Annotated in this window: 30 protein-coding genes; 23 read left to right on the top strand and 7 right to left on the bottom strand. The window is 66.2% G+C overall.

The features are described 5' to 3' along the window. Nucleotides 1-70 precede the first annotated feature (70 nt). The 3 genes from QME70_01590 to QME70_01580 all read left to right on the top strand — a co-directional run bounded on the left by QME70_01590 (nucleotide 71) and on the right by QME70_01580 (nucleotide 2,004). Nucleotides 71-886, top strand: coding sequence for a hypothetical protein (locus QME70_01590; protein ID MDI6893303.1), 816 nt, complete (start codon nucleotides 71-73; stop codon nucleotides 884-886). A gap of 102 nt (nucleotides 887-988) precedes the next feature. Continuing rightward, nucleotides 989-1,123 carry a hypothetical protein gene (locus QME70_01585; protein MDI6893302.1) on the top strand — a complete coding sequence of 45 codons (135 nt, stop codon included), beginning with the start codon at nucleotides 989-991 and terminating at the stop codon, nucleotides 1,121-1,123. Continuing rightward, on the top strand, nucleotides 1,120-2,004 hold the full coding sequence (locus tag QME70_01580; GenBank protein ID MDI6893301.1) for a phosphotransferase: 885 nt from the start codon (nucleotides 1,120-1,122) through the stop codon (nucleotides 2,002-2,004). Before QME70_01585 ends, QME70_01580 begins: the two co-directional genes overlap by 4 nt. Before the next feature lie 73 nt (nucleotides 2,005-2,077). Here the strand turns inward: QME70_01580 and QME70_01575 are convergent, their stop codons facing one another. Together QME70_01575 and QME70_01570 are read right to left on the bottom strand one after the other, a co-directional pair. Beyond that, nucleotides 2,078-2,791 carry a hypothetical protein gene (locus tag QME70_01575; GenBank protein MDI6893300.1) on the bottom strand — a complete coding sequence of 238 codons (714 nt, stop codon included), beginning with the start codon at nucleotides 2,789-2,791 and terminating at the stop codon, nucleotides 2,078-2,080. Nucleotides 2,792-2,930: 139 nt separating this feature from the next. Further along, nucleotides 2,931-3,443, bottom strand: coding sequence for a hypothetical protein (locus QME70_01570; GenBank protein MDI6893299.1), 513 nt, complete (start codon nucleotides 3,441-3,443; stop codon nucleotides 2,931-2,933). Nucleotides 3,444-4,120: 677 nt separating this feature from the next. Between QME70_01570 and aroF the strand changes: the two genes are divergently transcribed. Next, nucleotides 4,121-4,951 carry a 3-deoxy-7-phosphoheptulonate synthase gene (gene aroF / locus QME70_01565; GenBank protein ID MDI6893298.1) on the top strand — a complete coding sequence of 277 codons (831 nt, stop codon included), beginning with the start codon at nucleotides 4,121-4,123 and terminating at the stop codon, nucleotides 4,949-4,951. On the opposite strand, the gene QME70_01560 is transcribed toward aroF, so the two are convergent. Beyond that, nucleotides 4,952-5,701 carry an aminoglycoside 3'-phosphotransferase gene (locus QME70_01560; GenBank protein ID MDI6893297.1) on the bottom strand — a complete coding sequence of 250 codons (750 nt, stop codon included), beginning with the start codon at nucleotides 5,699-5,701 and terminating at the stop codon, nucleotides 4,952-4,954. It lies immediately after the preceding gene. Nucleotides 5,702-5,977: 276 nt separating this feature from the next. Further along, entirely contained in the window at nucleotides 5,978-6,220 is a 243-nt protein-coding gene (locus QME70_01555; GenBank protein ID MDI6893296.1) for an alpha/beta-type small acid-soluble spore protein, read from the bottom strand. Between the two features lie 283 nt (nucleotides 6,221-6,503). Here QME70_01555 and QME70_01550 point away from each other — a divergent pair, with 283 nt between their 5' ends. The 8 genes from QME70_01550 to QME70_01515 all read left to right on the top strand — a co-directional run bounded on the left by QME70_01550 (nucleotide 6,504) and on the right by QME70_01515 (nucleotide 14,117). Beyond that, entirely contained in the window at nucleotides 6,504-6,740 is a 237-nt protein-coding gene (locus QME70_01550; GenBank protein MDI6893295.1) for a zinc ribbon domain-containing protein, read from the top strand. 96 nt (nucleotides 6,741-6,836) lie between these two features. Next, the gene (locus QME70_01545; protein MDI6893294.1) at nucleotides 6,837-7,250 is read left to right on the top strand and encodes a 4Fe-4S dicluster domain-containing protein; all 414 of its coding nucleotides are present in this window, start codon (nucleotides 6,837-6,839) and stop codon (nucleotides 7,248-7,250) included. Continuing rightward, on the top strand, nucleotides 7,250-9,121 hold the full coding sequence (locus QME70_01540) for an aldehyde ferredoxin oxidoreductase family protein (GenBank protein ID MDI6893293.1): 1,872 nt from the start codon (nucleotides 7,250-7,252) through the stop codon (nucleotides 9,119-9,121). The genes QME70_01545 and QME70_01540 overlap by 1 nt, the downstream gene beginning before the upstream one ends. Nucleotides 9,122-9,126: 5 nt before the next feature. Next, nucleotides 9,127-9,357 carry a hypothetical protein gene (locus QME70_01535; protein ID MDI6893292.1) on the top strand — a complete coding sequence of 77 codons (231 nt, stop codon included), beginning with the start codon at nucleotides 9,127-9,129 and terminating at the stop codon, nucleotides 9,355-9,357. A 142-nt stretch (nucleotides 9,358-9,499) separates the two neighbouring features. Beyond that, a complete protein-coding gene (locus QME70_01530; protein MDI6893291.1) occupies nucleotides 9,500-10,711 on the top strand; it encodes a glycosyltransferase in 1,212 nt (403 codons plus the stop codon). After that, nucleotides 10,708-11,943, top strand: a complete 1,236-nt coding sequence (locus tag QME70_01525; GenBank protein ID MDI6893290.1) for a Gfo/Idh/MocA family oxidoreductase — start codon at nucleotides 10,708-10,710, stop codon at nucleotides 11,941-11,943. The genes QME70_01530 and QME70_01525 overlap by 4 nt, the downstream gene beginning before the upstream one ends. A gap of 123 nt (nucleotides 11,944-12,066) precedes the next feature. Then, complete coding sequence (locus tag QME70_01520; protein MDI6893289.1) at nucleotides 12,067-13,329, top strand: cysteine desulfurase-like protein; 1,263 nt, start codon at nucleotides 12,067-12,069, stop codon at nucleotides 13,327-13,329. Between the two features lie 41 nt (nucleotides 13,330-13,370). Then, nucleotides 13,371-14,117, top strand: coding sequence for an SDR family oxidoreductase (locus QME70_01515; GenBank protein ID MDI6893288.1), 747 nt, complete (start codon nucleotides 13,371-13,373; stop codon nucleotides 14,115-14,117). A gap of 218 nt (nucleotides 14,118-14,335) precedes the next feature. Here QME70_01515 and arsB read toward each other — a convergent pair whose 3' ends face one another. Next, a complete protein-coding gene (gene arsB / locus QME70_01510; GenBank protein ID MDI6893287.1) occupies nucleotides 14,336-15,403 on the bottom strand; it encodes an ACR3 family arsenite efflux transporter in 1,068 nt (355 codons plus the stop codon). Nucleotides 15,404-15,541: 138 nt separating this feature from the next. Between arsB and QME70_01505 the strand changes: the two genes are divergently transcribed. From QME70_01505 to QME70_01460, 10 genes are all read left to right on the top strand, one after another. Next, nucleotides 15,542-15,967, top strand: coding sequence for a metalloregulator ArsR/SmtB family transcription factor (locus QME70_01505; protein MDI6893286.1), 426 nt, complete (start codon nucleotides 15,542-15,544; stop codon nucleotides 15,965-15,967). A gap of 64 nt (nucleotides 15,968-16,031) precedes the next feature. Beyond that, a complete protein-coding gene (locus QME70_01500) occupies nucleotides 16,032-16,277 on the top strand; it encodes a thioredoxin family protein (protein MDI6893285.1) in 246 nt (81 codons plus the stop codon). Between the two features lie 82 nt (nucleotides 16,278-16,359). Then, nucleotides 16,360-17,541: a permease gene (locus QME70_01495; protein ID MDI6893284.1), complete on the top strand. Its 1,182-nt coding sequence runs from the start codon at nucleotides 16,360-16,362 to the stop codon at nucleotides 17,539-17,541. A gap of 201 nt (nucleotides 17,542-17,742) precedes the next feature. Continuing rightward, the gene (locus QME70_01490) at nucleotides 17,743-18,138 is read left to right on the top strand and encodes a helix-turn-helix transcriptional regulator (protein ID MDI6893283.1); all 396 of its coding nucleotides are present in this window, start codon (nucleotides 17,743-17,745) and stop codon (nucleotides 18,136-18,138) included. 288 nt (nucleotides 18,139-18,426) lie between these two features. Beyond that, nucleotides 18,427-18,549 carry a hypothetical protein gene (locus QME70_01485; protein ID MDI6893282.1) on the top strand — a complete coding sequence of 41 codons (123 nt, stop codon included), beginning with the start codon at nucleotides 18,427-18,429 and terminating at the stop codon, nucleotides 18,547-18,549. A gap of 23 nt (nucleotides 18,550-18,572) precedes the next feature. After that, on the top strand, nucleotides 18,573-18,758 hold the full coding sequence (locus tag QME70_01480; GenBank protein MDI6893281.1) for a hypothetical protein: 186 nt from the start codon (nucleotides 18,573-18,575) through the stop codon (nucleotides 18,756-18,758). A gap of 423 nt (nucleotides 18,759-19,181) precedes the next feature. Next, nucleotides 19,182-19,700, top strand: a complete 519-nt coding sequence (locus tag QME70_01475) for a periplasmic heavy metal sensor (protein MDI6893280.1) — start codon at nucleotides 19,182-19,184, stop codon at nucleotides 19,698-19,700. 228 nt (nucleotides 19,701-19,928) lie between these two features. After that, a complete protein-coding gene (locus QME70_01470; GenBank protein ID MDI6893279.1) occupies nucleotides 19,929-20,846 on the top strand; it encodes a peptidyl-prolyl cis-trans isomerase in 918 nt (305 codons plus the stop codon). Between the two features lie 61 nt (nucleotides 20,847-20,907). Continuing rightward, a complete protein-coding gene (locus tag QME70_01465; protein ID MDI6893278.1) occupies nucleotides 20,908-21,615 on the top strand; it encodes a response regulator transcription factor in 708 nt (235 codons plus the stop codon). Nucleotides 21,616-21,639: 24 nt separating this feature from the next. Then, nucleotides 21,640-23,409, top strand: coding sequence for an ATP-binding protein (locus tag QME70_01460; GenBank protein MDI6893277.1), 1,770 nt, complete (start codon nucleotides 21,640-21,642; stop codon nucleotides 23,407-23,409). Between the two features lie 419 nt (nucleotides 23,410-23,828). On the opposite strand, the gene QME70_01455 is transcribed toward QME70_01460, so the two are convergent. Next, nucleotides 23,829-24,395, bottom strand: coding sequence for a Uma2 family endonuclease (locus QME70_01455; GenBank protein ID MDI6893276.1), 567 nt, complete (start codon nucleotides 24,393-24,395; stop codon nucleotides 23,829-23,831). Between the two features lie 291 nt (nucleotides 24,396-24,686). Here QME70_01455 and QME70_01450 point away from each other — a divergent pair, with 291 nt between their 5' ends. Beyond that, complete coding sequence (locus tag QME70_01450) at nucleotides 24,687-25,736, top strand: GNAT family N-acetyltransferase (protein MDI6893275.1); 1,050 nt, start codon at nucleotides 24,687-24,689, stop codon at nucleotides 25,734-25,736. A gap of 76 nt (nucleotides 25,737-25,812) precedes the next feature. Here the strand turns inward: QME70_01450 and QME70_01445 are convergent, their stop codons facing one another. After that, nucleotides 25,813-26,547 carry a hypothetical protein gene (locus QME70_01445; GenBank protein MDI6893274.1) on the bottom strand — a complete coding sequence of 245 codons (735 nt, stop codon included), beginning with the start codon at nucleotides 26,545-26,547 and terminating at the stop codon, nucleotides 25,813-25,815. Nucleotides 26,548-26,568 lie beyond the last annotated feature (21 nt).

Here is a 26,568-nt window from a genome sequence, read left to right as displayed (position 1 = left end):
GCCGCGGAGGAGCGTGGTAGGATGGCTCTGCCCAAGCCGTGGGCGCGGCCGGCGGCAACCGCAGCGACCCTTGAGAGGAAGTGAACGGCTGGCAGTGCCCGTCAATCCTCTTCCCCCCATGCCCGAGCGCGACCGCGCAGCACTAGCCGGCCTGCTCCTGGCGGCGGGGCTGGAGGTGTTCGGCGACGGACTGGTCACCGCCATCCTCAAGGGGTCGGCGGTGAAGGGGGACTTCGTCCCCGGCTACTCGGACTTCGACATGCATCTTTTCCTCCGGTCGTCGGTGGTGCCCATGGTGGATGGCCGTACCCCGGCCCTGGACAGGGCTCTGGCCTTCCAGGCCGCTATGGGCGGGCTGGATCCGGAGGCGTTCGGCGTCAGTACCATCCAGGTCTATTTCCTGGACGGGCCGAACTACCCGTCCGATCGGACTCCGCCCATCCCGGGAACGTATGAGCTTGTTTACGGAAGCCTGCCTCCGGATTTGCCCCAACCGCAGCCCGACGAGATCGTCACGAAGGCACGGTCGTTCTTCCCGTGGGCGCGGCGGGAAGCCCAGGCCTTCATCGGCAGGATTGCCGACAAACCGGACTCCCGGCTGGCCTCCTACGTGCGACTGTTTGGGACGAGCGTGAAGCCCGCAGTGTACCACGCCGCCATTCTGCGCGGTGAACCGCCTCTGGAGGTATGGCGTCGGAGCGTGGCCGACGTGCTGCCCGTGGTTGACCCCTGGTGCCCTTCCGGTAGCCTGGATGCCTTCTTCGCGGGAGTGTGGCGCTGGTCGGAAGTGCGTCACGATCCCGCCCGGTTGCGGGCCCTGTTCCGATCGGGATATTGCGGTCTCATGGAGATCTGCGACCACGCGGCGGCCCTGGCCGGGGCATGACTGCGCTTCGGCCGGCTACCGCGCGTGGGTCACGCGGCTGCACTGCACATTGCACCGCCGCGTAGCGCTGATCCTGGCGATTGACTGGTCTCGGGTGGGGAGGTGACCGGAGCCATAGTCGACGTGGGGGTGGTGCGTCGCGCCGCGGTGGAAACCGGCACCGCCGATGTCCTGCTGCGGCGACGGGGCGAGTTCTACCACCTTTCCGCTTCCCAACTGCAGGAGGAGCAAGGATGAGGCCGGGTGGCGCCGGCAGGCGGCAGGTGATGGAACCCTTGCTCGCGGCGCTGGAGCCCTTCCTCGGCCCGGAGGAAGTAGACCGGCTGGTCGACCTGCTCGCGCACAGTGCCCGGGTGGCCATCCCCTCGGCCCGCTGGTTCGTGAAGGCCCGCACCCGGGGGGACCCACACGGCCTCAGCGCGTTGCGCCACGAACTCCGCTTCCTGCAGACGTGTCCAGGCCTGCCCGTGCGGGTGCCGGCCCTGCGCGGCCATTACGTTTCGGACGACCTGGTGATCCTCCTGTTCGACCGCCTGGACGCGGTACCGCTGGCGGAAAAGCGTAACGCCTTCCGCCTCCGCGAGGGCGCGCAGGTCGACGCCATCCTGGAGGACGTGCTGCACCTGCAGAATGTGGACCCGCCTGGCAGCCTCCGCCCGGAATATGAGCGCGGAAGCAGATTGGGGAAGTACCTGCCCGTGATCGCTCGCGAACTGGAATCCGACACGCTCTCGTTTCTCGAGGACGCCTCGCGGTCCTGGACCACCGCAGCCAAACTCGTCTTGAGCCACGGGGACCTGTTGCCGGCCAATATCCTGCTCGACCGGGGTGGGAGCTACTGGCTGGTGGACTGGGAATATGCGTCGTTGCGCCCCCCTTCCTACGACCCCGCCCTGTTTCTGCTTTTCTCGCGCCCACCCGTCGAGCGAATCGAACTGCTCGAGAGCCTCGCCAGCCGGTGGGACCGCCAGGACCTGTACAGGGACGCGGTCGTCATCGCCGCCAGGGAGATCAAGAGCTGGATGACGCAGGTGCCGCCCGGCCCGTTCCAGGTTGCGCACATCGAACTCTGGAGACAGGCCCTGCGCGGAGCGATAAGGCACATCGGCCGGTGCTAACCGGCCAGCGCCGGGCACTCGCAACGACCCGGCCAGCAATCCCTTACGCCCGGAGCAGAGTCGCGGCCCACGGTCAGCGAACGTCGTAGTCCATGGCCTGGAGGCGGGCCACGCGCGCTCTCAGTCCCGCCAGGTGCATGCGGATGATGCGGTTGTCCTGCAGCAGAACCCAGATGCGGTAGCGGAGCACTGCGCACTGCCGGCCGAACAGCTTGCTCTCCTTCGCCAACTCCTCCCGGTCAGCGACGCTTACCCGTGCCAGGGCGAAGGCACACGTGAGGGCGCTGCGTACTGCGGCAGCCTCATCCCATCCCTTCTCAGCCGCCAGCTTGCCCAGCCGGCCCGCCAGATCCCCGCCGGCATCTGCCCCCTCGCCCCCGGAAGCGGGGAGGGGCACAGCGGTGGCGACCAGGCGCGGTGTAGAACCCGAACGGGCCTCGGGTCTTTCTGTGTCCGCTCTTTGGAACCCAACGCGCCCGCCCCAATCCTTCACCCGCCCGGCGGCCAGCGCATTTGCCTCTTGCTTGAGCTCCCGTTCCTCCGCCTCCAGCTCCCGTTGTTCCCTTTCCAGACGGAAGGCCTGGGCGGCAAGAGCCGAGAGCTCCGCCAGGCTTTCGATGTAATCGCACAGATCACTTTCCTGGGCAAACGTGTCGCGACCCAGCAGGTACGCAGCCCCCTGTTGAAGGGCAGCGTGCAGCTGAGGGAGCGTCAACTCCGTGACCCAGGCGGAGACCTGGGGAAGCAACTCTACAGAAAGCAGGACCCCACACCTCCTCTGATGCAAATGGCTCCCGGCCTGTCAGCCAGGAGCCATCAGTTGCGGACCACAACATATGGCGAGCCCCATCGCCGTTTTCGTTTAGGCCTAGCTTCGACCCCGAGCGACGGTTTTCCTGCAGGCGAGTGGGAACGTCACGGGAGTATCAGGAGACCACGTCCGTGGGCTTCTGAATCTGGCCCACCAGGTGCTCGGCTTCCGCCACCAGGCGGTTGAGGTCGCGGAATGACTGGCCCTGCACCATGGCAGCGTGGGCCTGCGCCAGGCTGGACACCGCCTGCTGCAACGCCTGGGAAACCTGGGTGCCGATCTGGGTTTCCTCGTCGGCGATCTGCGTCTTCAATTCCTGCAGGGCTTGCTGGAAGTGGGGCAGGTTCTGGCGCACGGCGTCGGCTCCCCCCTGGGCCGTCTGCACCAGTTGGTTGGCCAGGGCCAGCATCTGGTCCAGACGCTGGGACTGCGACACCTTCGTGGAAGACTGGGTCAGGCTGCTCTGCAGTTCCTGCTCCGAGGTGAACTGCTCCTGCCGCAGGATGTTCTGCATGGTGGTGACGGCCTGGGTGAGATACCCCGCCGGCGTCTGGGCACTGCCGGGGGAGGGGATGGGGCCCAGGCTCTGCCGCAACAGGTCTATGTTTTGGGACTTGTCTTTCGCCACCGGTCAACACCTCCGATTGCGCACCAGGGGCTTTCGGCCTCCCACCGGTCGATGCATAGGTTTCGCGGTTTCCGCTCCCGCCATGCGCCCGCGGGGCGAGCACTGGCATCCCTATCCATTGACTGTACCGGACCGCCCGTGGTAGATTAGCCCAAAATCATACGGGGGAAGGCAGGCATACCCCCGTAAACGCCATGAACGGGAAAAGTAGCTCGCCGTCGGGTTTCTAGCGAGCCGGGGACGGTGGAAGCCGGGCGACTCCAGGCGACGTGAAGTTCTCCCGGGAGCGGCTGCCTGAACGGTACCGGAGGCCGGATGGCCGGCCGGCGACCTGCGGACGGACCGGCCGGTAACCCCGGGCCGAGTAGGCGCAGACGGACCTTCCACCGTTAGCACGGAAGCGGGTATACGGATCGGCGTCGCCGGTCCCGTACTCGAACGGAGTGGCATCCGGCTGTCGCCAGCCCGGCGCGCCGGAAGCAATCAGGGTGGTACCGCGGGAGTGAGAGCCCCGTCCCTTGCCGGGACGGGGCTTTTTGCGTCCGCCGCGCCGCCTGTAGCGGCAGTCGTCACTGGCGCGGCGAGAGGGTGACCGCCGCAGGCGAGGGCGGAAGGGGACCGCCGGTGCCAGGGGCGGAGGGCGCGAGGCACCTCTGGGAGAAGGGGGAGTGGTACAGATGCTAGAGGTCAAGGCCCCGGGCGGAGTCAGGCGCGTAGAAGCCGGCGAAGAGACTGTGGTTCACGTGGGCGGCGTCCCCATCGGGTCCCACCACCTGGTGGTAATCGCCGGGCCGGCCACCGTGGAAAGCCAGGAGCAGATCAGAGCGGCCGCGCGTGTGGTCAAGAGGCTGGGGGGAGCGATACTGAAAGCAGGCGTCTTCCCGTCAAAGGCCTCTCCACATGAGTTCCAGGGCCTGGGAGTGAACGCCCTGAGGATGCTCCGGGACGCGGGCGATGAGGCAGGTATCCCGGTTCTGACGGAGGTCGGTGATCCCCGCGACGTGGGCCTGGTGCTCGAGTACGCAGATGGGCTCGGGATCGCCGCACGGGACATGCAAAACATCCCCCTGCTCAGGGAGGTCGGACTGGGGCGCAGGCCGGTGTTCCTCGAGAAGGGACCGGCTGCCACCATCGAGGAATGGCTGCTGGCCGCACAGTGCATCCTGGATGCGGGCAACCCGCAGGTAGTCCTCTGTGAGAAAGGTATCCGCACCTTTGACACCGCTGCAGGGACGACCCTTGACCTGGCGGCAGTGGCCCTGGTGAGGCAGTTGAGCCACCTGCCCGTGGTCACCGATCCCTGCTGCCACCCGGGCTCCCCTGACCTCATCTGTGCCATGGCCCGCGCGGCGGTGGCCGCCGGCACCAACGGCCTCATGGTCAGGGTTCACCCCGATCCCCACCGCGCCCTGTGCGAAGGGCCTCAATCCCTCGGCCCCCTCGACTTTGCCGCGCTCATGCACGATGTGCGTCGGCTGGCCCCCCTGGTGGGCAAGAGGCTTCCCTGATCAAAAGAACTCGTCCAGCAGCTGATAGAACTCTACCCTGGCCCAGTCCGGGTCGTGGATGCCATACGCCTGGAAGAAGGGTCTGACCCAACGGAGGCCCAGGTTCCCCCCGATGCTTCTGGCGGCCAGCGCAAGATCCCGGTAGCGGTCCCCGACTCCGGCACTGCCCAGGTCGACGAAGCCGCTGATCTCACCGTCGTTGATGATCACGTTGGGCAGGCAGTAGTCACCGTGGGTGAACACCAGGTCTTCGCGGGCGGGCCGGGTCTCGATGAGCATGTCATACAGCTCTCGGGCGGTCTTGCCCTTACGAACCGGGTCGAAATCCTCCTCATCCGCCAGGCCGGCGACCATCCGTCCGTGCGCCCGGACCACCTCCACCTCCAACCTGGCGTCAAAAGGGCAATGCTCGAACGGCACTGCGTGGATCAGCTTCAGTCCCTCAGCCAGGAGCGACACCAACCGGGGCAGGTTGCCTCCCAGGGAGGGGTCAGAGGCGGGCACGCCCGCAATCCCGGTGGTAAGCAGATACTGCCGCCCGGCATACTCCACGTATCCCAGCACCTCGGGGATGGGGATCCTGCCCCGCAGCCACACCAACCGGTCTCGTTCCCGCCTGACTTGGCACCCGGACGTGGGGCCTGATACCTTCAGGTAGACGCATGGTCCCCCGCCGTGTGGCATCAAGTCAAATACCTGGCATAATGACGCGCCCAGCGCCACCTGCTGCCAGGTGTGCGTTTTGAGCAACTCCTGAAGGAGGAAGGCAACAGGACGCAGTCCATTCCCGCCCGCGGATGGTCGCAACCAGCACCGCCCTGTTCCTCACCGTCCCAGGCCATTCCGCCGACCCTCTTCCTCGCCGACTCATGCGCCCCGAATGCTCGAGCGCTGCCGGGCCCGGCACCCCGAATTCCATTTGCAGCGAGGCCACTGACTGGGCTGTCACCGGCGGCAAACCGGACGCAGAGAGGGGGCGGGGGAGCACCCCGCCCCCGCGAGAGGGCCGCGCCCGGCGGTCCCTCGCTAGAGGTTAGAGCGACCCTGGCCCTGGTTTTGTTCCAGCGCCTGCTCGGCGTGGCGGATCATAACTTTCACGATGTTGCCCCCGATCTTGCCGCCCACCTTGCCGCATTCGCGCGCAGGAACGTCACCCCAGTACCCGTCGCGGATCTTGGGCGTGATGCCAAGTTCGTCCGCGAGCTCGTACTTGAAGTTATCAAGTACGTGATCTGGGAGCACCTTGGGCTGGTTCATGAATTTGGGCACGCTCCTCACCTCCTCGGATGATATTGTGCACGCACCCCGGTGCGTCATTTCGTCATTTGCTGGACCCGCCGCCAGCGTCACACGTGCCGCCCGCATTTCCCAGGAAATGGGATGATGGCATGAATGCACGGGCCCGCAATGCGCTGGCATCCCGCGCTGGCGCCATTGAGGCCCGCCGTGGCCAGCCCGCGTTGGCGGCCGTTGAGGGCCCGCGTTGACAGCCCCGGGGAAGGGGAAGTACACTCAATGCAGAAGATGTATGAAGCGGAAGGAGAGTGGGCAGATGCCCATTTACGAGTTCAGGTGCAGTAATTGTGGTCACAAATTCGAAACGCTTTGCCGTATGGGAGAAACCGGCGCGGGACTGGAGTGTCCCCATTGCGGCTCTGGGAGCCTGAGCCGGCTGGTATCCGCCTTCCGGGTGATGGGAGGCGGCTCCGCCGGCAGCTCCGGCGGTGGCAACGGTTCCGGCGGTGGCTGCGCCGGTTGCTCGTCGCGGTCCTGCTCGACGTGCCGGTAAAGTGTATGGGCAAGGGGCCCGGTTGGGCTTCGACGGCAGTCAGGTCCTGAGGAAGTGTGGCCGGCGGGGACATGCCGGTGCCAGGGGGGGTAAGGGATGAAGATCGGGCTGAAGGAAGAACGCTGTTCGGGGTGTCTGACGTGCGAGATGGCGTGTTCGCTCAACCTGTTCGGAGAACTGAACCCCAAGAAGTCGGCCATCGTGGTGAAGGGCGAGTTTCCCGCTCCCGGGCGGTACCGCATCCTGGTGTGCGACCAGTGCGGCGAGTGCGCCCAAGTTTGCCCGGTGGAATGCATCACCCTGGCAGAGAACGGCGCTTACGTGATCGACCGGGAAGCCTGCACCGGGTGCCTGGCCTGTGTGGAGGCGTGCCCCACCGGCGCCATGCGCACACACCCCGACGACGACGTTCCCTTCAAGTGCACCCTGTGCGGCGACTGCATGAGGTTCTGCCCGCGCAGCGCGGTTTTCGACCTCGAAGGTGAGATCGCCGAACGGAGGTGGTACTGATGCTGTACGGGTACGGCGGGCAGGTCCTGCGCGTGGATCTCACCTCGCGCTCGGTGAGCAGAGAACCTCTCCCGGAGAGCCTGGCGCGCAACTGGCTGGGGGGGCGGGGATTTGTATCCCGCATCCTGTGGCAGGAGCTGTCACCCGGTACCGACCCCCTGAGCCCCGATAACCTGGTCATCATGGCCTCCGGGCCCCTGGCCGGGTGCTTCCTGCCCGGCTCGGGAAAGATCCACTTCGGCACCAGGTCCCCGGCCACGGGGGGGTACGGGGATTCCAACATGGGCGGGCACCTGGCTGCCGAACTGAAACACGCCGGCTACGACATGGTCATCTTCCGCGGTCGCGCGGATTCCCCCGTCCTGCTGGTGATCGACGATGACCGGGTGGAGCTGCGGGACGCCTCGCGGTACTGGGGCATGGGCTGTCTTAAGGCAGAGGAAGCCCTCAAGAACGACCTGGGCGAGGAGTTCCAGATCGCCGCCGTGGGCCCCGCCGCCGAGAAGCTGGTGCGCTATGCCTGCATCAGCCACGACTTCGGCCGGCAGGCGGGTCGCACGGGTGTGGGCACCGTTCTGGGTCACAAGCAGGTGAAGGCCATCGCCGTGCGGGGATCGCGGTCCATCCCTCTGGCCCGTCCCCGGGAAGCCTGGGAGAAGGGCAAAGAGATGTACCGGGCCTGCTTCGACAACCCCGGGCTGGCCCAGTGGACGCCCCAGGGGACGGCGGGCGTGACCGACTGGGTCAATGAGGTGGGTGCTTTCCCCACCCGCAACTTCTCCAGTTCCTACTTCGAGGCGTACAGGCAGATCAACGGGCAGGCGCTGCTGGACCGGCTGGTGCGCACCCACAAGGGATGTCACGGCTGTCCCACCCCCTGCGGCAAGTACTCCTTCACCCGGTCGCGCCTGGGTGAAGCGTGGGTGGAGGGCCCCGAGTACGAAACCATCGCCCTGGTGGGCGGCAACTGCGGGATCGGCAACATCGAAGATGTGGGCTACCTCAACCACGTGCTGGACGACCTGGGCATCGACACCATCTCCGGCGGTGCCGTGATCGGGTTCGCCATCGAGTGCTACCAGAAGGGGATTCTCTCCCGCGAGGCGGTGGGGAGGGAGCTGGCCTTCGGCGACCCGGAAGCGGTCCTCTACCTGGCACAGAAGATCGCCGCCCGCGAGGGGATCGGTGACCTGCTGGCCGACGGCGTCAAGAAGGCGGCGGCGGAGCTGGGCCCGGAGGCGCAGCGCATCGCCCCGCACGTCAAGGGACTGGAGTTGTCGGGGTACGAGTCGCGCTACGCGCCGGCCATGATGCTGGCCTACATGACCTGTGACATCGGCGCCCACCACAACCGGGCCTGGGCCATCACCTACGACGTGCAGGTGGGGCAGGATAAGGTGGAGGGTAAGGCGCAGCGGGTGATCGAGCTGCAGCACATCCGGCCCCTCTTCGACGCCCTGGGCCTCTGCCGTTTGCAGTGGGTGGAGATCGGCTTTGACCTCAAGCACTATGCGGAGATCTTCCCCCTGGTCACCGGCCGGGACTATTCCTGGGAAGATCTCTTACGCATCTCCGAGAAGATCTGGAACCAGAACCGCTGCTTCGACGTCCGGGAGATCCCGGGATTCGGGCGTAGCTGGGACTACCCGCCCGCCCGCGTGTGGGAGGAACCCGTCCCCACCGGTCCGGCCCAGGGCAAGTTCATCCCCCGCGAGCGCCTGGATGCCCTCCTGGACGACTACTACCGCCTGCGGGGCTGGTCTTCCGACGGCCTGCCCACGCGGCGCAAGCTGCAGGAACTGGGCCTAGAGGACGTGGCCCGCGCGCTGGGTGATAAGCTGCCGAATGACACTGTTCACGCTGCGATGTGAGAGGTATGGCGCGCATCATCGTGCACGGACACGTGGCTGAGTTCTTCCCGGGGGGCCGCCGCGCACATGCGGTGGCCCTGCCTCAACCGGTGCCGGTGAGCCAGGTTATCACCGACCTGGGTGTGAACCCCAGGTTGATCATGAAGGTCTTCCTCAACGGCAGACCGGCCAGCAAGGACGACCTGGTGAGCGACGCAGACGAACTGCTCCTGATCAGCCCCGCCTCGGGGGGCTGACCCCGTCCCGAAGCGGCCAGGAACGCATGAGGGCGGCAGGGGCCAAGGTAAGCTTCCGTAGGGACCAGGGTAAGCTTCCCGTAGGGGCCGCGGCAGGATTCCGGTACGGCCGGGCAGGTGGGACCACGGGAGGGAGCAGGGGATGGCGCTGCACGTGGCCATGGTCACATCGTGGGCGCCGCGCTGGTGCGGTATCGCCATCTATGCGGCCGAGCTGTGCGCTGCCCTCCAACGCGCCGGCATGCGCGTTTCCCTCGTGGCCCACACCGATGCCGCCATCGGGGGCGTGAAGGCGGTCATAGACCAGGCCGACCCCGGCTGGCCCGAGAGGCTGGAGCAGGCCGTGGAAAGGCTCGACCCGGACGTGGTACACATCCAGCACGAATTCGGGCTCTTCGCCACGCCCCTGCCCACCGGCGAGTTCAGCTTCGCCCCCGAGGATGCCTTCCGTCTGGCCGTGCCCCTGTTCCGCTGGCAGATCAGGCGCCGCCCGGTGGTGGTCACCTACCACTCGGTGTTCACCCACCTCACTCACCCGGAGGCCGTTTACTACGACCACATGATGTCCCTGGCGGCAGCCAACATCGTGCACGAGCCCATCCAGAAGACTCACCTTCCCTACAACCTGGGGCGGGTGCCCGACAACGTGTTCGTGGTCCCCCACGGCGCCGGGCGGGAGCGTCCTCCGGCCCCGGCCCGCCGGCAGGTGCGGCACGAGATCGGGGTGGGGGAGAGAGCCGTAGCGGTGGGGATGATGGGCTGGTTGGAGCCCAACAAAGGATTCGACCGTGTGCTGCGCCTGTGGCCCCACGTCAGCAGAGAGTGTCCCGGGGCAGTGCTGGTCCTGGCAGGGGAGGCGCGCCCGGGCAGCCCGGCGGGCCCCCGGGTGCGGCAGGACTACCTCTCCCTGGCCCGAGAGTCACCCGCCGCCCAATCCATCCGGGTGGTGCTGGGCACCTTCTCGCCCGACCGCTACCTGGCCATCCTGTCCGCCTTCGACCTGATGGTGTTGCCGTACACGTATGCCACCCAATCCGGCAACCTGGCCCACGCCTACCAGGTGGGCCTGCCCGTGGTGGTGTCCGCCATTGAGGGGCTCAAGTCCTCGGTGGAGGCGAGCCGGGCCGGACTCCTGGTGCGCGATGACGAGGAACTGGAGCAGGCCATCGTGCGCCTCATACGGGACGCCAGCCTGCGCCGCCGGCTTTCCCGGGCGGCCCGCAGGTACGTGACCGGAGTCATCGCCTGGGATCGCGTGGCCCGCCGTCACCTGGACATCTACCGCTGGGCGCAACGCCGTGCCCGAGACCCGGCCCGCTACGCTCACTATGCTGCCCGGGGGGTGCACGTGTGACGCGACCGGGTCCCGTCCGCATCGGCCTGGTGGGCTGCGGGTCTTTCGCGCGCTTTGCCCTGGGTGCGGTGGCTGATTTGCCGCTGATCTCGCTGGTGGCGGTAGCCGACCCCCGCGAAGAGTGCCGCCTGCAAGCGGTGCGCGTCTGGCACGAACGCGGCGGCCTGCCCGTGGGGGCGACGGCTTCGCTGGCCACCCGGCCAGTCGAGCCGGCGGTACGGGTTTATGAAGACGGTGCCGAGGTCTGCCGGGACCCCGACGTCGACCTGGTGTGGGTACTGGCGCCGCCTTACCTCCATTACCCCCTGGCCAGGCTGGCCCTGGAGCAGGGCAAGGCCGTGTTCCTGGAGAAGCCCGGGGCGCTGCGGCCTGCGGAGATGGAGGAGCTGGCCGCCCTGGCCGGGCGGGCGGGTGTCCCGGCATCGGTGGACTTCGTCCTCCGCTGCACCCCCCTGGCCGCCCTGGTGGCGCGCATTGTGGGCAGCGGGGTGCTGGGACCGGTGGAAAGGGCGGTGCTGGAAAACGTGGCTCACGACGAGCGGCTTCCCGAGGGTCACTGGTTCTGGAACCCGGCTCTCTCGGGCGGCATCTTCGTGGAGCATGGTGTTCACTTCTTTGACATGGGCAACTGGTGGTTCGGGATGGGGGAGGTCAGGGACGCCCTCGCCCTCCGCCGCACCCGGTGGAAAGACGCCCCTGTGGATCGGGTCCTTTGCACCTGCCTGCACGGGGGTTCCCCTTCGCCGGTGCTGGCCACCTACTACCACTCCTTCACCACGGTGGAGCGGTTCGAGCGGGCAGACTGGCACCTGGTACTGCACCGCGGCTTCCTGGACATGGAGGGGTGGATACCCACAGCCCTGCGGGGCGAGGTGCTGGTGACGGAACGCGAAGCCCGCTGGCTGGAGGAGTGCCTGGGGCGGGCGGTGGACCCCGTCGAGCCACCCCAGCCGGACCGCGATCCCGCCTGGGCGGGGGAGGAGGGCGGCCCGCCGGGGGGAGGGGAGGCCGGTGGCTCACCTGTGCCGGAGGCAGTGCTGCGTTACCGGGCACGCCTGGCGATCGAGTATCCGGATCGTACGGCCATTTACCGCCGTGCCATCCGGGCCGGTCTGGAGGACCTGGCCACCTGCCTGCTCGAATCCGGCCGGCGCCCAGCTGTCACCCTGGAAGATGCCCACCGTGCCCTGGGGCTGGCCAGCCGGGCCACCGAGCTGGCCACAGCCGGTTAGGCAGCGACTGAATCCCCGCACCCATCGGCAGGCCGGCAGGAAGGGGAAGCGGCGGCCGGGAGAGAATTTCCTGCTGCCGTAATGAATCGGCTACCGCAATGAAGCAGAAGGGAAGTGGTCCTCTTGCCGCATCCTGCCGGGGCAGAACCTCCGGACCTGGCCCGCATCTGCCGCCCGCGCTTTCCGGCCCTGGGGTTGCGCGTGGACGGCCATCCGGTCGCCTTCTTCGACGGGCCGGGCGGCACCCAGGTGCCCGACACCGTAATCGCGGCCATGAGCGATTACCTCAGCGAGAAGAACTCCAACACCCACGGTCACTTCGCCACCAGCCGGGCCACCGACGGTGTGATCCGGCAGGCCCGGGAGGCCATGGCCGATTTCCTGGGGGCCGACCCCGACGAAATCGCCTTCGGCGCCAACATGACCACCCTCAACTTCGCCCTGTCGCAGGCCCTGGCCCGAGACCTGGTACCCGGCGACGAGGTGGTGGTGACCGACCTCGACCACGAGGCCAACATCTCCCCCTGGCGGGCGCTGCAGGAGCGGGGGATAGTGGTGCGGGCGGTCCCGGTGATCTCTCCGCGCTGCACCCTGGACGTGGACCAACTGGCCTCCCTGGTGGGACCCAGTACCCGCGTCCTGGCCATCGGTTACGCCTCCAATGCCGTGGGTACCATCAACGACGTGCGCGAGGCCATCCGCCTGGCCGGGCAGGTGGGGGCGACCACCGTGGTGGACGCCGTGCACTACGCCCCCCACGGCCCCATCGACTGCCATGCCCTGGGCGCGGATTTCCTGCTCTGCTCGGCATACAAGTTCTTCGGACCCCACGTGGGCGTCCTCTACGGCAGGAGGGAGGCCTTCACCCGCCTGAAGGCCTATCGCGTTCGCCCCCAGTCCTCCGAGCCCCCCGAGAAGATCGAGGCCGGCACCCTCAACCACGAGGGGCTGGCCGGCGCCGCCGCCGCCGTGGACTTCATCGCCTGGCTGGGGGAGCACGTGGCCGGTGAACCGGTGCCCGGGCGCCGCCAGGCGATACTGCACGCTATGGCCGCCATCGGGGAGTATGAGGGGATGCTGGCCGGGCGACTCCTGGACGCCCTCGCCGACCTGCCGGGCATCACCATCTACGGTCCGGGACCTGGCGAAGAACGTACGCCCACCGTATCTTTCACGGTGGCCGGTCATCACCCCGCGCGGGTGGCCGCCTACCTGGGATCCCGCGGCCTGTTCGTGTGGGCGGGGGACTTCTACGCCACCACGCTGGTGGAAAGGCTGGGCCTGCGCGACAGCGGGGGCCTGGTGCGGGTGGGGATGGCGCCCTATAACACCCCCGAGGAGGTCGAGCGCCTCATCGCCGCCCTGCAATCGTACCTGGCCGCATGAGCCGCCTGGAGACCTCAATGTCAAAGGTCTTGGCTGGGAAGGTGGCGGTAATCACAGGCGGTACCTCTGGCATCGGACTGGCGACGGCGCGGCGCCTCGGCCGGGAAGGCGTACGGGTGGCCATAACGGGGCGGGATCGTCAGCGCGGGGCACGGGCCCGGGATCAACTGGCCGCCGAAGCGGTCGATGTCATGTTCCTTGCCGCCGAAGCCAGCTCGCGCACGCAGACGGAGCAGGCCATGGCCGAGGTGGCCGCCCGGTGGGGGAGGATCGACATCCTGGTGGCCAACGCCGGCGTAGGCCTGGTGGCACCCCTCATCGACACCGGGGAAGCAGACTTCGACCGCATCATGGCGATCAACGTCAAGGGCTATCTCCTGGCGGTCCAGGCCGCCCGCCCCCACCTGACGGGGGACGACCCCGCCGTGGTGCTCATCTCCTCGGACGCCGGTGTGCTGGGCGAACCCGCCATCGGCGCTTACTCGGTGAGCAAGGCCGCCGTGATCATGATGGGGAAGATGCTGGCCGTGGACCTGGCACCGCGCATCCGCGTAAACGTAGTTTGTCCCGGCGACACCGTCCCCGGCATGCGCTACATGCTCAAACCAGGGGAGCCGGAACGGCCCGGCGAGGACTACCTCTCCTGGCCGCTCCCACCCATTGGCCGCTGGGGACGTGCCGAAGACGTGGCGGAAGCCGTGCTCTTCTTCTGCGGTCCCGCGTCCGTATTCTGTACAGGTTCCGTTCTTCTGGTGGACGGAGGCGCTCGGGCCCGCTTCCCTCTTTAGCCCGGGCCCTCCGTCGCCGCGGACGGCCAGAAGCCTCGTGTTTGACGACGACGATGGCGGCCAGGGGAAGGACTGGCGGGACGAGCAGGCGTTTTGCCTTCGACCCGCTCGGGTTGCCGGGCACGTGCTGTCACCCCTTACACCGGTGGCTGCCGCTTGCCCCGCGAGCAAGTCAATCCGGGCGACCGTAGGGAGTGCTGCTCCTGTCAGCAGTTCACTTAGCCCCGGGCCCGGGTCCCGTCCGGGCGATAGTAGCGGCCGCGGAACGTCAGTGCCACGTTAACCAATGCCAGCATTACGGGCACCTCTATGAGGGGGCCGATCACGGCGGCGAAGGCCTGGCCCGAGTTGAGTCCAAACACCGCCACCGCCACCGCGATGGCCAGCTCGAAGTTGTTGCTGGCGGCAGTGAACGACAGGCTGGTTGTCTGCGGGTAGTTCACGCCCAGGCGCATGCTCAGGAAGAACGAGGCCAGGAACATGACCACGAAGTACACGATGAGGGGTATGGCGATCCTGACCACGTCCAGGGGGAGCCGGACGATATAGCCGCCCTTGAGGGAGAACATGACCACGATGGTGAAGAGCAGGGCTATGAGGGCCAGGGGGCTGATGCGGGGGACGAACCGTTCCTCGTACCATTTCTCGCCCTTGGCCGGCGCCAGGATCATCCTGGTGAGGAAGCCCGCCACGAAGGGAATCCCGAGGTAGATGGCTACGCTCTTGGCCACCTCGCCGATGGTGACGTGCACAACCGCTCCCTTCAGTCCGAAGACGGTGGGCAGGATGGTGATGAAGACGTAGCTGTAAACGGAATAGAAGAAGACCTGGAACAGGGAGTTGAACGCCACCAGGGCGGCGGCATATTCGCTATCGCCGTGGGCCAGGCTGTTCCAGACGATCACCATGGCTATGCACCGCGCGAGACCGATGAGGATCAGTCCCACCATGTATTCGGGGTAGTTGCGCAAGAGAGTGATGGCCAGGATGAACATCAGGATAGGGCCGATGATCCAGTTCTGCACCAGGGAAAGGGCGAGGACCTTTGTGTTTCGAAACACCTTGCCCAACTCGCCATACCTGACCCTGGCCAGGGGCGGGTACATCATGACGATGAGGCCGATAGCTATGGGGATGGAGGTGGTGCCGATGGACAGCCTCTCCAGGAGGTCTGCCACACCCGGAAATACGTACCCCAGCCCCACCCCGGCAGCCATGGCCAGGAGAATCCAGAGGGTAAGCAGACGGTCCAATAGGGAGAACCGAACAGCACGGTTGTCCGTCAAGGATGCTCGCACTCCTTTCGCAGGTGTTTGCCGCAGTTCGTACAGGGCTATCACTGATTGAGCATATCTTCATTAACCCCTCCTGTCAAGGAGGTGCTAGTCGATGAGGGCTTGACATCCTCCTATGGGGAGGGTATCTTGAAGCTAAGACTATATTCCAAGATGGTGGTGGGTTCAATGACTGAGGCTTTACTTGAGCAGATGGCCGCGGTGCTGAGGGCCCTGGGGCACCCCGCCCGTTTGCGGATCGTGGAGTTCCTTGTCGAAGGGGACCTATGCTCGGGCAGGGATTGCTCGGGGGAAAAATGCGTGTGCGAGATCATCCCGGCCCTTGGCATGGAGCAATCCAGTGTTTCCAAGCACCTTGCCATACTGCGGGATCGAGGGATCGTCAACTTCAGACGAGAGGGAACGCGCACATTCTATTCTCTTGCCGATGCGCGGGTTTTGGATATTCTCGGACTGGCCCGGCAAGTATGTATGGGACACCTGGTCAGGGCCGAAAAGGTCCTGGCAGAAGCACGACAGCATCTGGGCCTCGCGGAGGCCACGACAACATGTTGAACGTTAGGCGATAATGAGCAAAGACTCATAACATCAAAGAACCAGTTGAAGGGGGTAAAGGGTCGTGAAGATCGAGGTTCTGGGTCCTGGCTGCCAGAAGTGTCAGGCTTTGCTGGGGAACGTGAAGGAAGCGCTTCCCCAGGCCGGGCTCGAGGCAGAGATTGTAGAGGTTGTAAAGGTAGAGGACGTGTTCGAGATCATGCAGCGCGGTGTCAACCGCACACCGGCCATTATCATCGACGGCGACCTGAAGCTGCAGGGCCGCGTGGCCACGGTGCGGGAGATCCTGAGCTGGATTACAGGAAAGTAAGGAGCTAACGGCCACCTGCGGGTGGCCTTTTACCACGCCAGAATCATGAATCGTTTCTCATAGGGGAAAGAGGGCGGAAACCATGGCTGAGTTGCGCAAGTTCCTCGGGCTGCTAGTTGTGTTCCTGGCCGCCTATTTCGTGCCGTTCGGTCACCCGCGCGTGTCGGGCGCCATCATGGAAGCGTTCCACATGCTGCAGGAGTATGCGCGGCAGCACGTGCTGTTCTGCCTGGTGCCGGCACTCTTCATCGCCGGGGCGATCGCCAACTTCGTCTCCCAGGCTTCCGTCATCAAATACTTCAGCGGCCAGGCTAAGAAGTGGCTTTCCTACTCCGTGGCCTCGGTATCGGGGGCGGTGCTGGCGGTTTGTTCCTGTACCGTTCTCCCCCTGTTGGCGGGGATATACCAGCGGGGGGCCGGGCTGGGGCCGGCCATAGCGTTCCTCTACTCGGGTCCTGCCATCAACATCCTGGCCATCATCCTGACGGCCAGGGTCTTGGGCTGGAAACTGGGCCTGGCACGCGCGCTTGGCGCAGTGGTCTTTTCGGTGGTGATCGGTCTGCTCATGGCCTATATCTACCGGGGCGAGGAGAGGGAGCGCACCGAGGCGGTGTCGCAGCGGGTGGCGGAAGCTATGCGGCAGTGCGAGGCGCGCAGCGGTGTCCAGAACCTGGTCTACTTTGCGACCATGGTGGGCATCCTGGTGTTCGCCGCCTGGGGCAAGCCGGCGCAGCCGGTTGGGTTCTGGAACGCAGTGTTCGAGGTGAAGTGGTACCTCACCGGGGCACTGCTCCTGGTCCTGGCGTACACGCTGGTGAGGTGGTTCCGGCGGGCGGAGTTTTCCTCGTGGGTGAGCGCCACCTGGGGGTTTGCCCAGCAGATACTGCCCCTCCTGTTCGGCGGGGTGCTGGTGGCGGGCGCGTTGATGGGGCGGCCAGGTACCGATGCCGGGCTCATCCCCTCTCGGTGGGTCGAGGCCGCGGTGGGTGGCAATTCCCTGGCCGCTAACCTGCTGGCTTCGGTGGCCGGCGCTCTCATGTACTTCGCTACCCTGACGGAGGTACCCATCCTTCAGGGGCTGATAGGGTCCGGTATGGGCCAGGGTCCGGCCCTGGCGTTGCTCCTCGCGGGGCCAGCTCTGAGCCTGCCCAGCATGCTCGTCATCCGCAGCGTGATCGGCACCAAGAAAACGCTGACGTACCTCGGCCTGGTGGTTGTTATGGCCACGGTCACAGGCATGGTATTCGGGGCCTTGGCCGGCTAGACTGTGGCCTTGGTCGTGGGGGTCAAGCAGTTGGCGGAGATCATCTACCTGGCCCTGGCGGGGGCGCTGCTCGTCATCTCATGGACCGCACTGCCGGCCGCATCCCGGAGGTGGGGGCGTTGGCCGCTTGTCAGCTCCCCATCCGTTTGATATGCTGTTCACGGGTATATGCACAATGCAGCTAACGGGAGGCGCTCGTCCGTGTGTGGCAGCAACGGGGCGGACATGCGGGGGTCGCATTGTGGTTGTCGCGGGCCGCGCCATGAGGGATTCCTGGAGGCGTGGCTGCTTCTCCTGCTTAGGGTTTCGCCCTCTCATGGGTACGAGTTGCTTGAGCGCCTGGGCCAGGCGACGGGTCAGGGGGTGGTTCCGGACCCCGGTACGCTATACAGAAACCTCCGCCGGATGGAGGATGAGGGGCTGGTGACATCCAGCTGGGATTTCTCTGCTGCTGGCCCTCCGCGGCGGCTGTACCGCGTGACCGAGCAAGGGGAGGAACTGCTTCACGGGTGGGCCGCCGAAGTGGAACACTACCGCTTCCGGCTGGACCGTTTCTTGAGTATGTACGCTGACCTGACAGGGCGCACACGAGCGTAGCAGTGGCACGCTGCTCATCTCTGCGAGACGCGTCAAGCTCAGACTGCCGTTGGGCTGCCATTGAGGGGTTGACAGGGGTAACCCCGGCCGGTTATACTGGGCGCAGCTATGTGCGAGCTACACCTACTGGCAACCGCCAGTAAGGGTGGCGGCAGGCGGTGCCGCTTCCGTCCCGCCTGCGAGAGTCACAGAAAGGGGGGAAGGAGGATGTGTCACGGTACGCCGCACGGGTCAGTCGGCTGGCACGGGTTTGCAGAAGTCGGAGGCTGTTGCTGCGGAGGCCAGGGGATGCGCCGCCGGTTCTTCAGTAAGGACGAGCGGCTAGCCAGGCTGCGCGACTACCTGGACAATTTGAGGGCGGAGGCCCAGCAGGTAGAGCGTGCGATCCAGGAGCTGGAAGCCAGTAAGTAGAACCGAGTCCGAATCGGGGGGCAATGCTTCCCAAGCGTGCAGGCCGGGCGGTCGCAGGACCGCCCGGCCGGGTAGTTCCCGAGCTGGCCAACGTGTACGTCGACATGACCGCATGGGACAACCTGATGTTCGTCGGAGAGTTCTGCGGGGTAGCGAAGAAAGAGCGTACCGCCAGAGTTTGTTCGGGCTGTGGGAGCCCTGCTGGCTAGCATTCCTAAAGAGTCCGGGTGTCTTTCGGCCAGCCGCCCGTGTGCGGTGTCCTGGTCTGTCAACTGCGCCGCCCCGACCGGTTTTGCCGCCCTGTTTCTCTCTCCAGCTTACATTGCCCACCGCCGCGGGCTCAGCAAGGTCTTCTGACCATTCCTCCCGTGGCCCTCGGCACCGGGTGGACAGCCGAGGACCTGAAGGGTGTCGTCGCGGAAAAACTGGTCAGGCGCTGAGGACTTTTCGCCTTTTCTTCGGGAGGCCTTCACGAAATCCTCACAGGCGCCGGGTAGGATAGTGGCGGAGGGAGCGGAGCAAAGGGAGCCGGGTCTCCCGGGGGAAGGGGGGTGCGCGGGAAGGACATAGTGAACCGGTTGCCAATGAGCGCAGGAGGGCGGTTTGAGCGAACGGAAGGAGGAATGGTATCGGTGACGAGGAAACTTGTCCTCGTTGGGTTGGTGGCGCTGATGGTGGTGGGTGTAGTCGGGGTAGCCGCCGCGGCCCCCTGGGGTGGCGGGTTCGGCCGCCGGGGCGCGGCAGCCAATCCGGCGGCGGGGGCAACGGTCGTCCAGGACCTCAACCTGACTGACGAGCAGGTGAGTAAGATCCAGGAGATCCAGGCCAGCGCGTATGAGAAGCAGCGCGAGATCCGGGATGCGCTTTTCCAGAAGATGTATGAGCTGAGGAGCCTATACTGGCAGAAGAACCCGGATCAGCAGGCCATCGCCGCCAAGCAGTCTGAGGTCAACGCCCTTCGCCAGCAGATGTATGCTGTTGCCCAGGAGGTCCGGGAGCAGATGAATTCTGTCCTGACCCAGGAGCAGCTGGCGAAGCTCGGCCAGATCAGGGGCTTCGGCTGCGGCCGGCACGGATGGGGCGGTTTCGGCGGCTGCCGCGGTGCCCCCGCACCGAGCGGTGGCATGTCCCCGACGGCCGGCGGGCTGTAGGACGCCGTTGCCCGCGGACCCCGGGCGCTGCGAGTGGGGACGGCAATACGCCGGCTCGATGTCCCCCCGCAGGGTCCGATGGCGGTGGGGGAGGGGCCATCCCTCCCTCACCTTGCCTTGACTTCCCGAGCGTGTGGGTGCGGTGACGATCCGCAGGGGCGGCGTGGCCGGTCCCCATGGGGGAGCGGATCTTGGTGGCTCAAGGGATGGGGAGGAGAGAGGAAAGAGGTGGCCAGAAAGAACGTAACGGATTCCGGCGGGCGCGCGCGGGGTAACCGCGTGCTGGTCCTGATCCTCGTGGCGTGTATCGGCGTGGCGGGCGTCGCCACGGCCCTGGCGGTGGCGCTCTCCCCGGAGGCGGCGGCCGTTGTGAACGGGAAGGTGATAACCAGGGACCAGCTTTACCGGGAGATGTACAGCCGCGTGGGTGCGGACGTGCTCGAGGAGATGATCGATGCCGCCCTGGTGGAGCAGGAGGCGCGCCGCCAGGGGGTGGTGGTCAGCGACGAGGAAGTTAAGCAGGAAGTCGACCGCATGATCCAGGAGCAGTACTCCTCCGAGCAGGCGTTTCTGGAGACGCTGGACTATTACGGCATGACGCGGGTGGACGTGGAGGCCCAGTGGCGCGTCTACCTGGCGGCCCGCAAGATGCTCTTGCCCCAGATCCAGGTGGGGGACGAGGAGATACAGCCGTACTTCGAGGCACACCGGGACGAGTTCGACCAGCAGGAAGCGGTGCGCCTGCGCCGCATCGTCGCGGGCAGCGAGGACGAGGCGCGCCAAATCCTGGCCGAGCTGAGGGCGGGGGCGGACTTCGCCGCGCTGGCACGGGAGAGATCGCTCGACAAAGCCACGGCGTCGGAAGGCGGCGACATGGGACTCGTCGGGCGGGGCGAGTTGCCACCCGATCTGGAGGATAGGGCGTTTACCCTGCCGGTCGGCGAGTGGAGCGATCCCGTCGAGGGTGCCGACGGTTTTCACATCCTCGAGGTCCTGGAGAGAAGGGAAGCCAGGGAGGTGAGCCTGGAGGAGGTCAGGGATCGGGTGATCGAGCGTTTGCAGGAGGAGAAGCTCGCGGAGATGTACCCGGAGTGGCTGAGCAGCCTGCGCGCCGCTGCGCGGATTGAGTACCGTCCCCCGCGGTGACAACACGCCGGCCGGGGCATCGCCAGGCGGCTGGTCAGGTAAGCCCTGGGAGGACAGGAGCGTGGCCGGAGATAGAATCCTGGTAGTCGATGACGAACCCAAGATCCGCGAGATCGTGCGGGTTTACCTGCAGAGGGACGGTTTTGCCGTTGAGGAGGCCGAAGACGGCGAGCAGGCCCTGGCCAAGGTGAAAGCGCTCAACCCCCAACTGGTGATACTTGACCTGATGCTGCCCGGGGTAGACGGCTGGGAAGTGTGCCGCCAGATACGGAGGACCTCTGCCGTCCCCATCATCATGCTCACCGCCCGGGGCGAAGAAACCGACCGGGTGGTGGGGCTGGAGATGGGGGCAGACGATTACGTCCCCAAGCCGTTCAGCCCCCGGGAGCTGGTGGCGCGGGTGAAGGCGGTCTTGAGGAGGACGCGTCCAAGGGCCGAGAGAGGGCAGGTCCTGCAGTACGGGGATCTGCTGATCGATCGCGATTGCCGGCGAGTGGTATGCCACGCGTCGGAGATACCGCTCACGCCCAAGGAATTCGACCTGCTGTGGTTCCTGGCCAAAGCGCCCGGCAGGGTGTTCACCCGGGAGAAGTTGCTCGAACACGTGTGGGGCTACGAGTACCTGGGGGACGCGCGGACCGTGGACACCCACGTCAAGAACCTCAGGGAGAAGCTGGGCGTGGCGGGGAGACAGTACATCCGAACGGTATGGGGAGTGGGATACAAATTTGAGGTTGGCGGAGAAGCGGGTCCCAGGCGGGATCGGTGAATTCCCGGGGCAGGTGCGCAGGGGATGACCAGGACCCTGTTCGGCAAGCTGTTCCTTTCGTACGTGGCGGTGGTATTGACTACCCTCGCCGTCGTGGGCGTGGTGCTGCCACGGCTGTTTTCCGATTACTACTTCTCCGCCAAGGAAGCAGAACTGGTCAGAAAGGGGCAGGAGATCGCCCGCGTCATGGAGCTGTTCGGGGGTGGTCAGTTGCACCCTCCGGACCAGATATGGCTGCAGGCGATGGATCAGTTCCTGGATGCGAGGCTCCTCGTGGTGGATGCCAGCGGCCTCATCCTGGCCACCACATCGCAGCGCACCCCCAGGGGTATGCGGCTCGCTCCTGGCGAGGGGGCGGGTTGCCTCAGAGGACAGATCGTGAGGAGCCTGGGTTTTAACCCCAGGTTCGGCGAGGAGATGCTGTCGGTGGCCATACCCCTGGAAGCGGGAGGCCAGGTGGTCGGCGGCCTGGTGTTGAACGCCCCCCTGACGGGGCTCAACGCCACGGTTTCGTCGGTGAGGCGCCTGATCTTTTACGCGGCCGGTGGCGCCATCGTGCTGGCGGGGGTGGTGGGATACCTGCTGTCCCGGTCCATCTCCCGGCCCCTGCGCGAGATGAGTCGCACCGCGCTGGAAATGGCGAGGGGCAACTTTCGGCAGAGACTCGCAGTTGCTCGCGACGACGAGGTCGGGCAGCTTGCCGCCAACTTCAACCACCTGGCGGCGGCACTGGATCGAACCGTGACCGCTCTGGCCGACGAGAAGGCCAGAATCGAGAACATCCTCAGCAACATGGCTGAGGGCGTGCTGGCCACCGACAGCGAGGGTGAGCTCGTGATGATTAACCACCGTGCCCGGTACTTGCTCAAAATCGGCGAGGAGGCCATCGGGCGGCCCGTAGGGGAACTGCCGGACGCGGCGGCCCTGGCAGACCTGGTGTCGGGAGTCCTCGCCTCCGGCACCCCCGACGCGGTGGAATTCGACACCAGGGACGCCTTGCTGGTGGCGCATGCCTCGGCCCTGTCCGGCTGCGGAGGGTCGGCCTCCGGGGTGGTGGTAGTGCTGCAGGACGTAACCGAGCTTATGCGCCTGGAGCAGCTCAGGAGGGAGTTGCTGGCCGACGTCTCTCACGAGCTGAGGACACCTTTGACTTCTATCCAGGGATTCGTCGAAGCTCTGAGAGACCGGGTTGTGGACGACGAAGATACTCGCGACAGGTATCTGGCCACCATCCATGAGGAGACCGTACGGCTGAACCGTCTCATCCGCGATCTGCTCGACCTGTCCCTCATGCAGTCCGGCGGCACTCGCTGGCCGGTGGGCCCCGTGGATGTGAGGCCGCTCGTGGAACGGGTGGTGGCCAGCTTCGCCCCGAGGATAACAGAAGGGGGGATCGTTTCGCGCGTCAGCATTCCTGGTGACCCACTCCTGGTCCTGGGGAACGAAGACCGACTTGAGCAGGCCCTTACCAACCTGGTCGCGAACGCGGTGCAGTTCACGCCGCGGGGAGGTCAGGTGGAGGTATTCGCCGAGCGGCAGGGGACTCGGGTAATAATCGGTGTGAGGGATACCGGGCCGGGCATTCCTCCCGAAGACCTTCCGCGCATTTGGGAACGTTTTTACCGCGTGGACAAGTCCCGAACCCGTTCCAGCGGGGGCGCCGGTCTGGGGTTGGCTATCGTGAAGCAGATCGTGGAGGCGCACGGGGGAACCGTTTCCGTGCAGAGCCGGCCGGGGGAGGGTTCGCTGTTCACCCTTGCATTGCCTGCCCCAACATTCCAGGCCTCGCTGTGACCGCCGTAAACGATTTGGTGATGTAAACATAATGTATATTATAGGACCTAGAAGCGGCTCTGGCCATGGCGTGGTGGTTGTTTACGACCTCACCGCGCTTGCCCGCCACCGCGCCCAGCGGTACATGGGCGTGGCGATGACGGGGCCATCCGCATCCCGGATCCGGGACACAGGAGTTGCATGTCGTCCTCCTGCATACATCCGTCTCCGGCGCGGCAGCCTTCGCAGGCCCGGCACGGACGGATGTTTAGATCGTACGGTACACTCTGTCCCCCCGCGCCCCCTGCCCTACGGCGTCGAGGGCAGCCTCAAGCAGCAGATCGCTGTTACCGCGTCTGCGCGGCGAACCCATCACACCAAGAACGTACACGACTTTTTCCTTACCGCAGCAAACCGCAGAGCACCTGTCGCATCCTGGCCTATTGCCCGAACACTTGGTCGAGAGGAACCTGGAGGCCCCGCAGCAGCGGGCTGGCGAGCGTGGTCCCCATCGGGTAGACCTGGAGCGTGGCAAGCTCGCCACCCCGGAGCACGGCCACCTCGATGGTGCGGCCATCGGGGTCGACCAGCCAGAACTCACGCACGCCGTATTTTGCGTACAGATGTCTCTTGGTCACCCGGTCCCATTCCAGCGAGTTCGGTGAGAGGATTTCCACCACCAAATCCGGGGCTCCCTGGATGTTCGCCTCTTTGATGATGCCGAGCCGTTCCCGGCTTATGTAGAAGATGTCGGGCTGGACCACGTTGTGCTCACTCAACACCACGTCGGTCGGAGCATCGTACACTTCTCCCAGCTGGCGTCCCTCAACCCACTCTCTCAGAATCCTCTCCAGCCTGCCGGAAATCTTCTGGTGGATCGTGCTCGGCGACGGCGTCATCCTCAGGTCCCCCTCCACCAGTTCGTAGCGCAGCCCGGCCGGCATCCGGCAGTAATCCTCGTAGGTGAGACGCGGACCCGGCAGGTATTCCGGCGTCGTTTGCCTCACGACGTGAGAGTTTTCCAGGGCGGTCACCCCGCTTCCGAGTCACCCGCGACTTCTTGTACCTTGATCTTACCGGCAGCAACCTCGGTCCGTCAACCGGCGACCAGGTGACACCGGCGACCAGGTGACGCCGGCGGCTCGCCACCAGTCGGGCAACAGCGGGTCGGATAGCGGGCTGCCTGCCAACAGCGGGTCCGCCAGCCTGCGGTCGGAACAGCTGAGCGGGTGGGGTCGGCCGGAGTGGGAAGACGGTATAATGGCGTTGAGCGTGCCGGACAGGCCTGCGGGGGGGTGGTGCTTGTGCCTGAGGCGGAGGCATGGGTGCGCCGGGCTCGCCCCGGCGAAGAGGACGTGGTCCTGATCCCCTGCGTCTACCCTCCGCCCCAACCCCCTTGCGGCACCGCCGAGGGGCTCGAAGAAGCCGCAGGGCTCAGAAGAACCTGGCTGCGCAACGGGCTTGCATCCGACCGGCTGCGCGTGATGCTGGCCCTGGCACCGGCTCCCTCTGAGCCGTTCATCGACTATCCGGGGGTGGGTCCCATCCCTACCGAAGCTTTGGCCCGCGGCGGCCATATTCCCGCCGGCCTGGTGGAGTACGCCCCCGGGGATTACGCGGCGGAGCCGGTCGAGGCGCAGGGCGCGTGGGTCATCCACTGCGTATGGGTCATACCGCCGTACGCCGGCCGGGGCATCGCCAGGCGGCTGGTCAGGGAAGTCCTGCGCGACGTGGGCGCGGACCCGGGCTGCCCCGATCTCCGCGACGGGCCGACCCCCGCGATGGCGGTGATCGCATACGATCGCGAGACCTGGTGGGGATACTTCGACTACATGCCGGCTGCCTTCTTCGCCCGCCTGGGGTTCGAAGCAATCGACAGGGACGGCCCGCGGCTGTTGATGTATCATGCCGCCGCCCCTGATCGCTTGCCTTCGCATCAGGGCAGCACCGCCGGGGTCAGGGCACCGGCGCGCACCCACGGCGCAGGTAGCATCACTAAGGGCCCACCCAGGTTAATCAAGGCGCGGCCGGAACTCTCACCCGCGGAACTCTCCCTGGTCGAAGGCGGCCAGCCGGATACCGTTGACGTCCGTGTGCTGCTTCACAGTCGCTGCCCGGCAGCCGTCCTGGTCCGCCATACTTTGGAAGCAGGGCTCGGCCGCTATCCGGGTGTCCGCCTGGAGTGCATCGACACACGCGACCGGGCGGCCATGCGCTGGCACGGTGTCGCCAATGGGGTTTACGTCGACGGGCGCATGCTCCTCCACAAGCTGCCATCCCCGCCCGAGATCGCGACCCTGCTCCGCCGGGCAGGAGCCATGCGCGCCACCCCCGCTGACGGGATGTAGTCAATCGGCCAGCCCCGTCGTTGTCACCAGGAAGGCCCTCGCCTGCCGGACGCCAGCCTCTCCCGGTGTCCGAACGTCAGACGCCCCAGGCCCGGTCGTAGTACACGCCGGACGGCCCGAGCATGGAGCGGGGCTTGCAGATCAACTCGCGAATTTCCAGGCCGTACCTGGGATGGAATGCCACGTCGGAATACGAGGGCTTTATGACCACGGCGGTGTCCAGGCCCTGCTCCATACCCCCGAAGGCCACCACTTCCCCATCGACCGGGATGGCCCCGGCGTCGGCCGCCGTCAGGGTGGCGAAAACCGCTACCTTCAGCCCCGCGCAGAAGAGGAACAGCGTCTCCTTCATGACCGTCTTGGGCCCGGGCACCCCGAGGTGCCTGGCTATGGAAGCGTCGATCTCGCAACCCAGGTCGGTCCCCTGGATCACGGGTACCCCCCGGCCCGCCAGCCTGTCGCAGATGGCCCGATCGAAGGTGATCCTCCTCAAGCCCTCCCGCCGCCACTCTTCCCAGCGCGCCCTCAGTTCGGGCACTTCCCTCCAGTGGGCGGCGTCGGGTGGGTCACCTGTCACGTCCCAGGCGCCCCCGGCGCGAAAGGTCACGCATACCAGCCCCGGTTTCTCCCCCACCCCGAGTTGCTCCAGTTTCTGAGAGGCGCGCCAGGCACTTTCCCCCGTCAGTGACGGCACCACCAGGTGCCCGGCGCCCAGCTCCACGGCCCGGGCGATACCCAACTCCAGGGTCCTCTCCGTGTTCACCGGGCCCGGCCTGGCGAAGTAATAGACCGACTTCCCTGCATCCTCCATGGCACCGACCTCCTCCATTGT

It is taken from the genome of Bacillota bacterium, assembly GCA_030019365.1.
Taxonomy (GTDB): Bacteria; Bacillota; Sulfobacillia; order JACIYH01; family JACIYH01; genus JACIYH01.
Note: the sequence above shows the minus strand (reverse complement) of the source record. Positions and strands in the feature narration are given on the sequence as shown.

Coding starts and splice junctions, on each gene's coding strand:
- QME70_01580 (MDI6893301.1), top strand. CDS start 1,120: ATGAGGCCGGGTGGCGCCGGCAGGCGGCAGGTGATGGAACCCTTGCTC.
- aroF (MDI6893298.1), top strand. CDS start 4,121: ATGCTAGAGGTCAAGGCCCCGGGCGGAGTCAGGCGCGTAGAAGCCGGC.
- QME70_01550 (MDI6893295.1), top strand. CDS start 6,504: ATGCCCATTTACGAGTTCAGGTGCAGTAATTGTGGTCACAAATTCGAA.
- QME70_01545 (MDI6893294.1), top strand. CDS start 6,837: ATGAAGATCGGGCTGAAGGAAGAACGCTGTTCGGGGTGTCTGACGTGC.
- QME70_01540 (MDI6893293.1), top strand. CDS start 7,250: ATGCTGTACGGGTACGGCGGGCAGGTCCTGCGCGTGGATCTCACCTCG.
- QME70_01535 (MDI6893292.1), top strand. CDS start 9,127: ATGGCGCGCATCATCGTGCACGGACACGTGGCTGAGTTCTTCCCGGGG.
- QME70_01530 (MDI6893291.1), top strand. CDS start 9,500: ATGGCGCTGCACGTGGCCATGGTCACATCGTGGGCGCCGCGCTGGTGC.
- QME70_01495 (MDI6893284.1), top strand. CDS start 16,360: ATGGCTGAGTTGCGCAAGTTCCTCGGGCTGCTAGTTGTGTTCCTGGCC.
- QME70_01485 (MDI6893282.1), top strand. CDS start 18,427: ATGCGCCGCCGGTTCTTCAGTAAGGACGAGCGGCTAGCCAGGCTGCGC.
- QME70_01480 (MDI6893281.1), top strand. CDS start 18,573: ATGCTTCCCAAGCGTGCAGGCCGGGCGGTCGCAGGACCGCCCGGCCGG.
- QME70_01460 (MDI6893277.1), top strand. CDS start 21,640: ATGACCAGGACCCTGTTCGGCAAGCTGTTCCTTTCGTACGTGGCGGTG.
- QME70_01445 (MDI6893274.1), bottom strand. CDS start 26,547: ATGGAGGATGCAGGGAAGTCGGTCTATTACTTCGCCAGGCCGGGCCCG.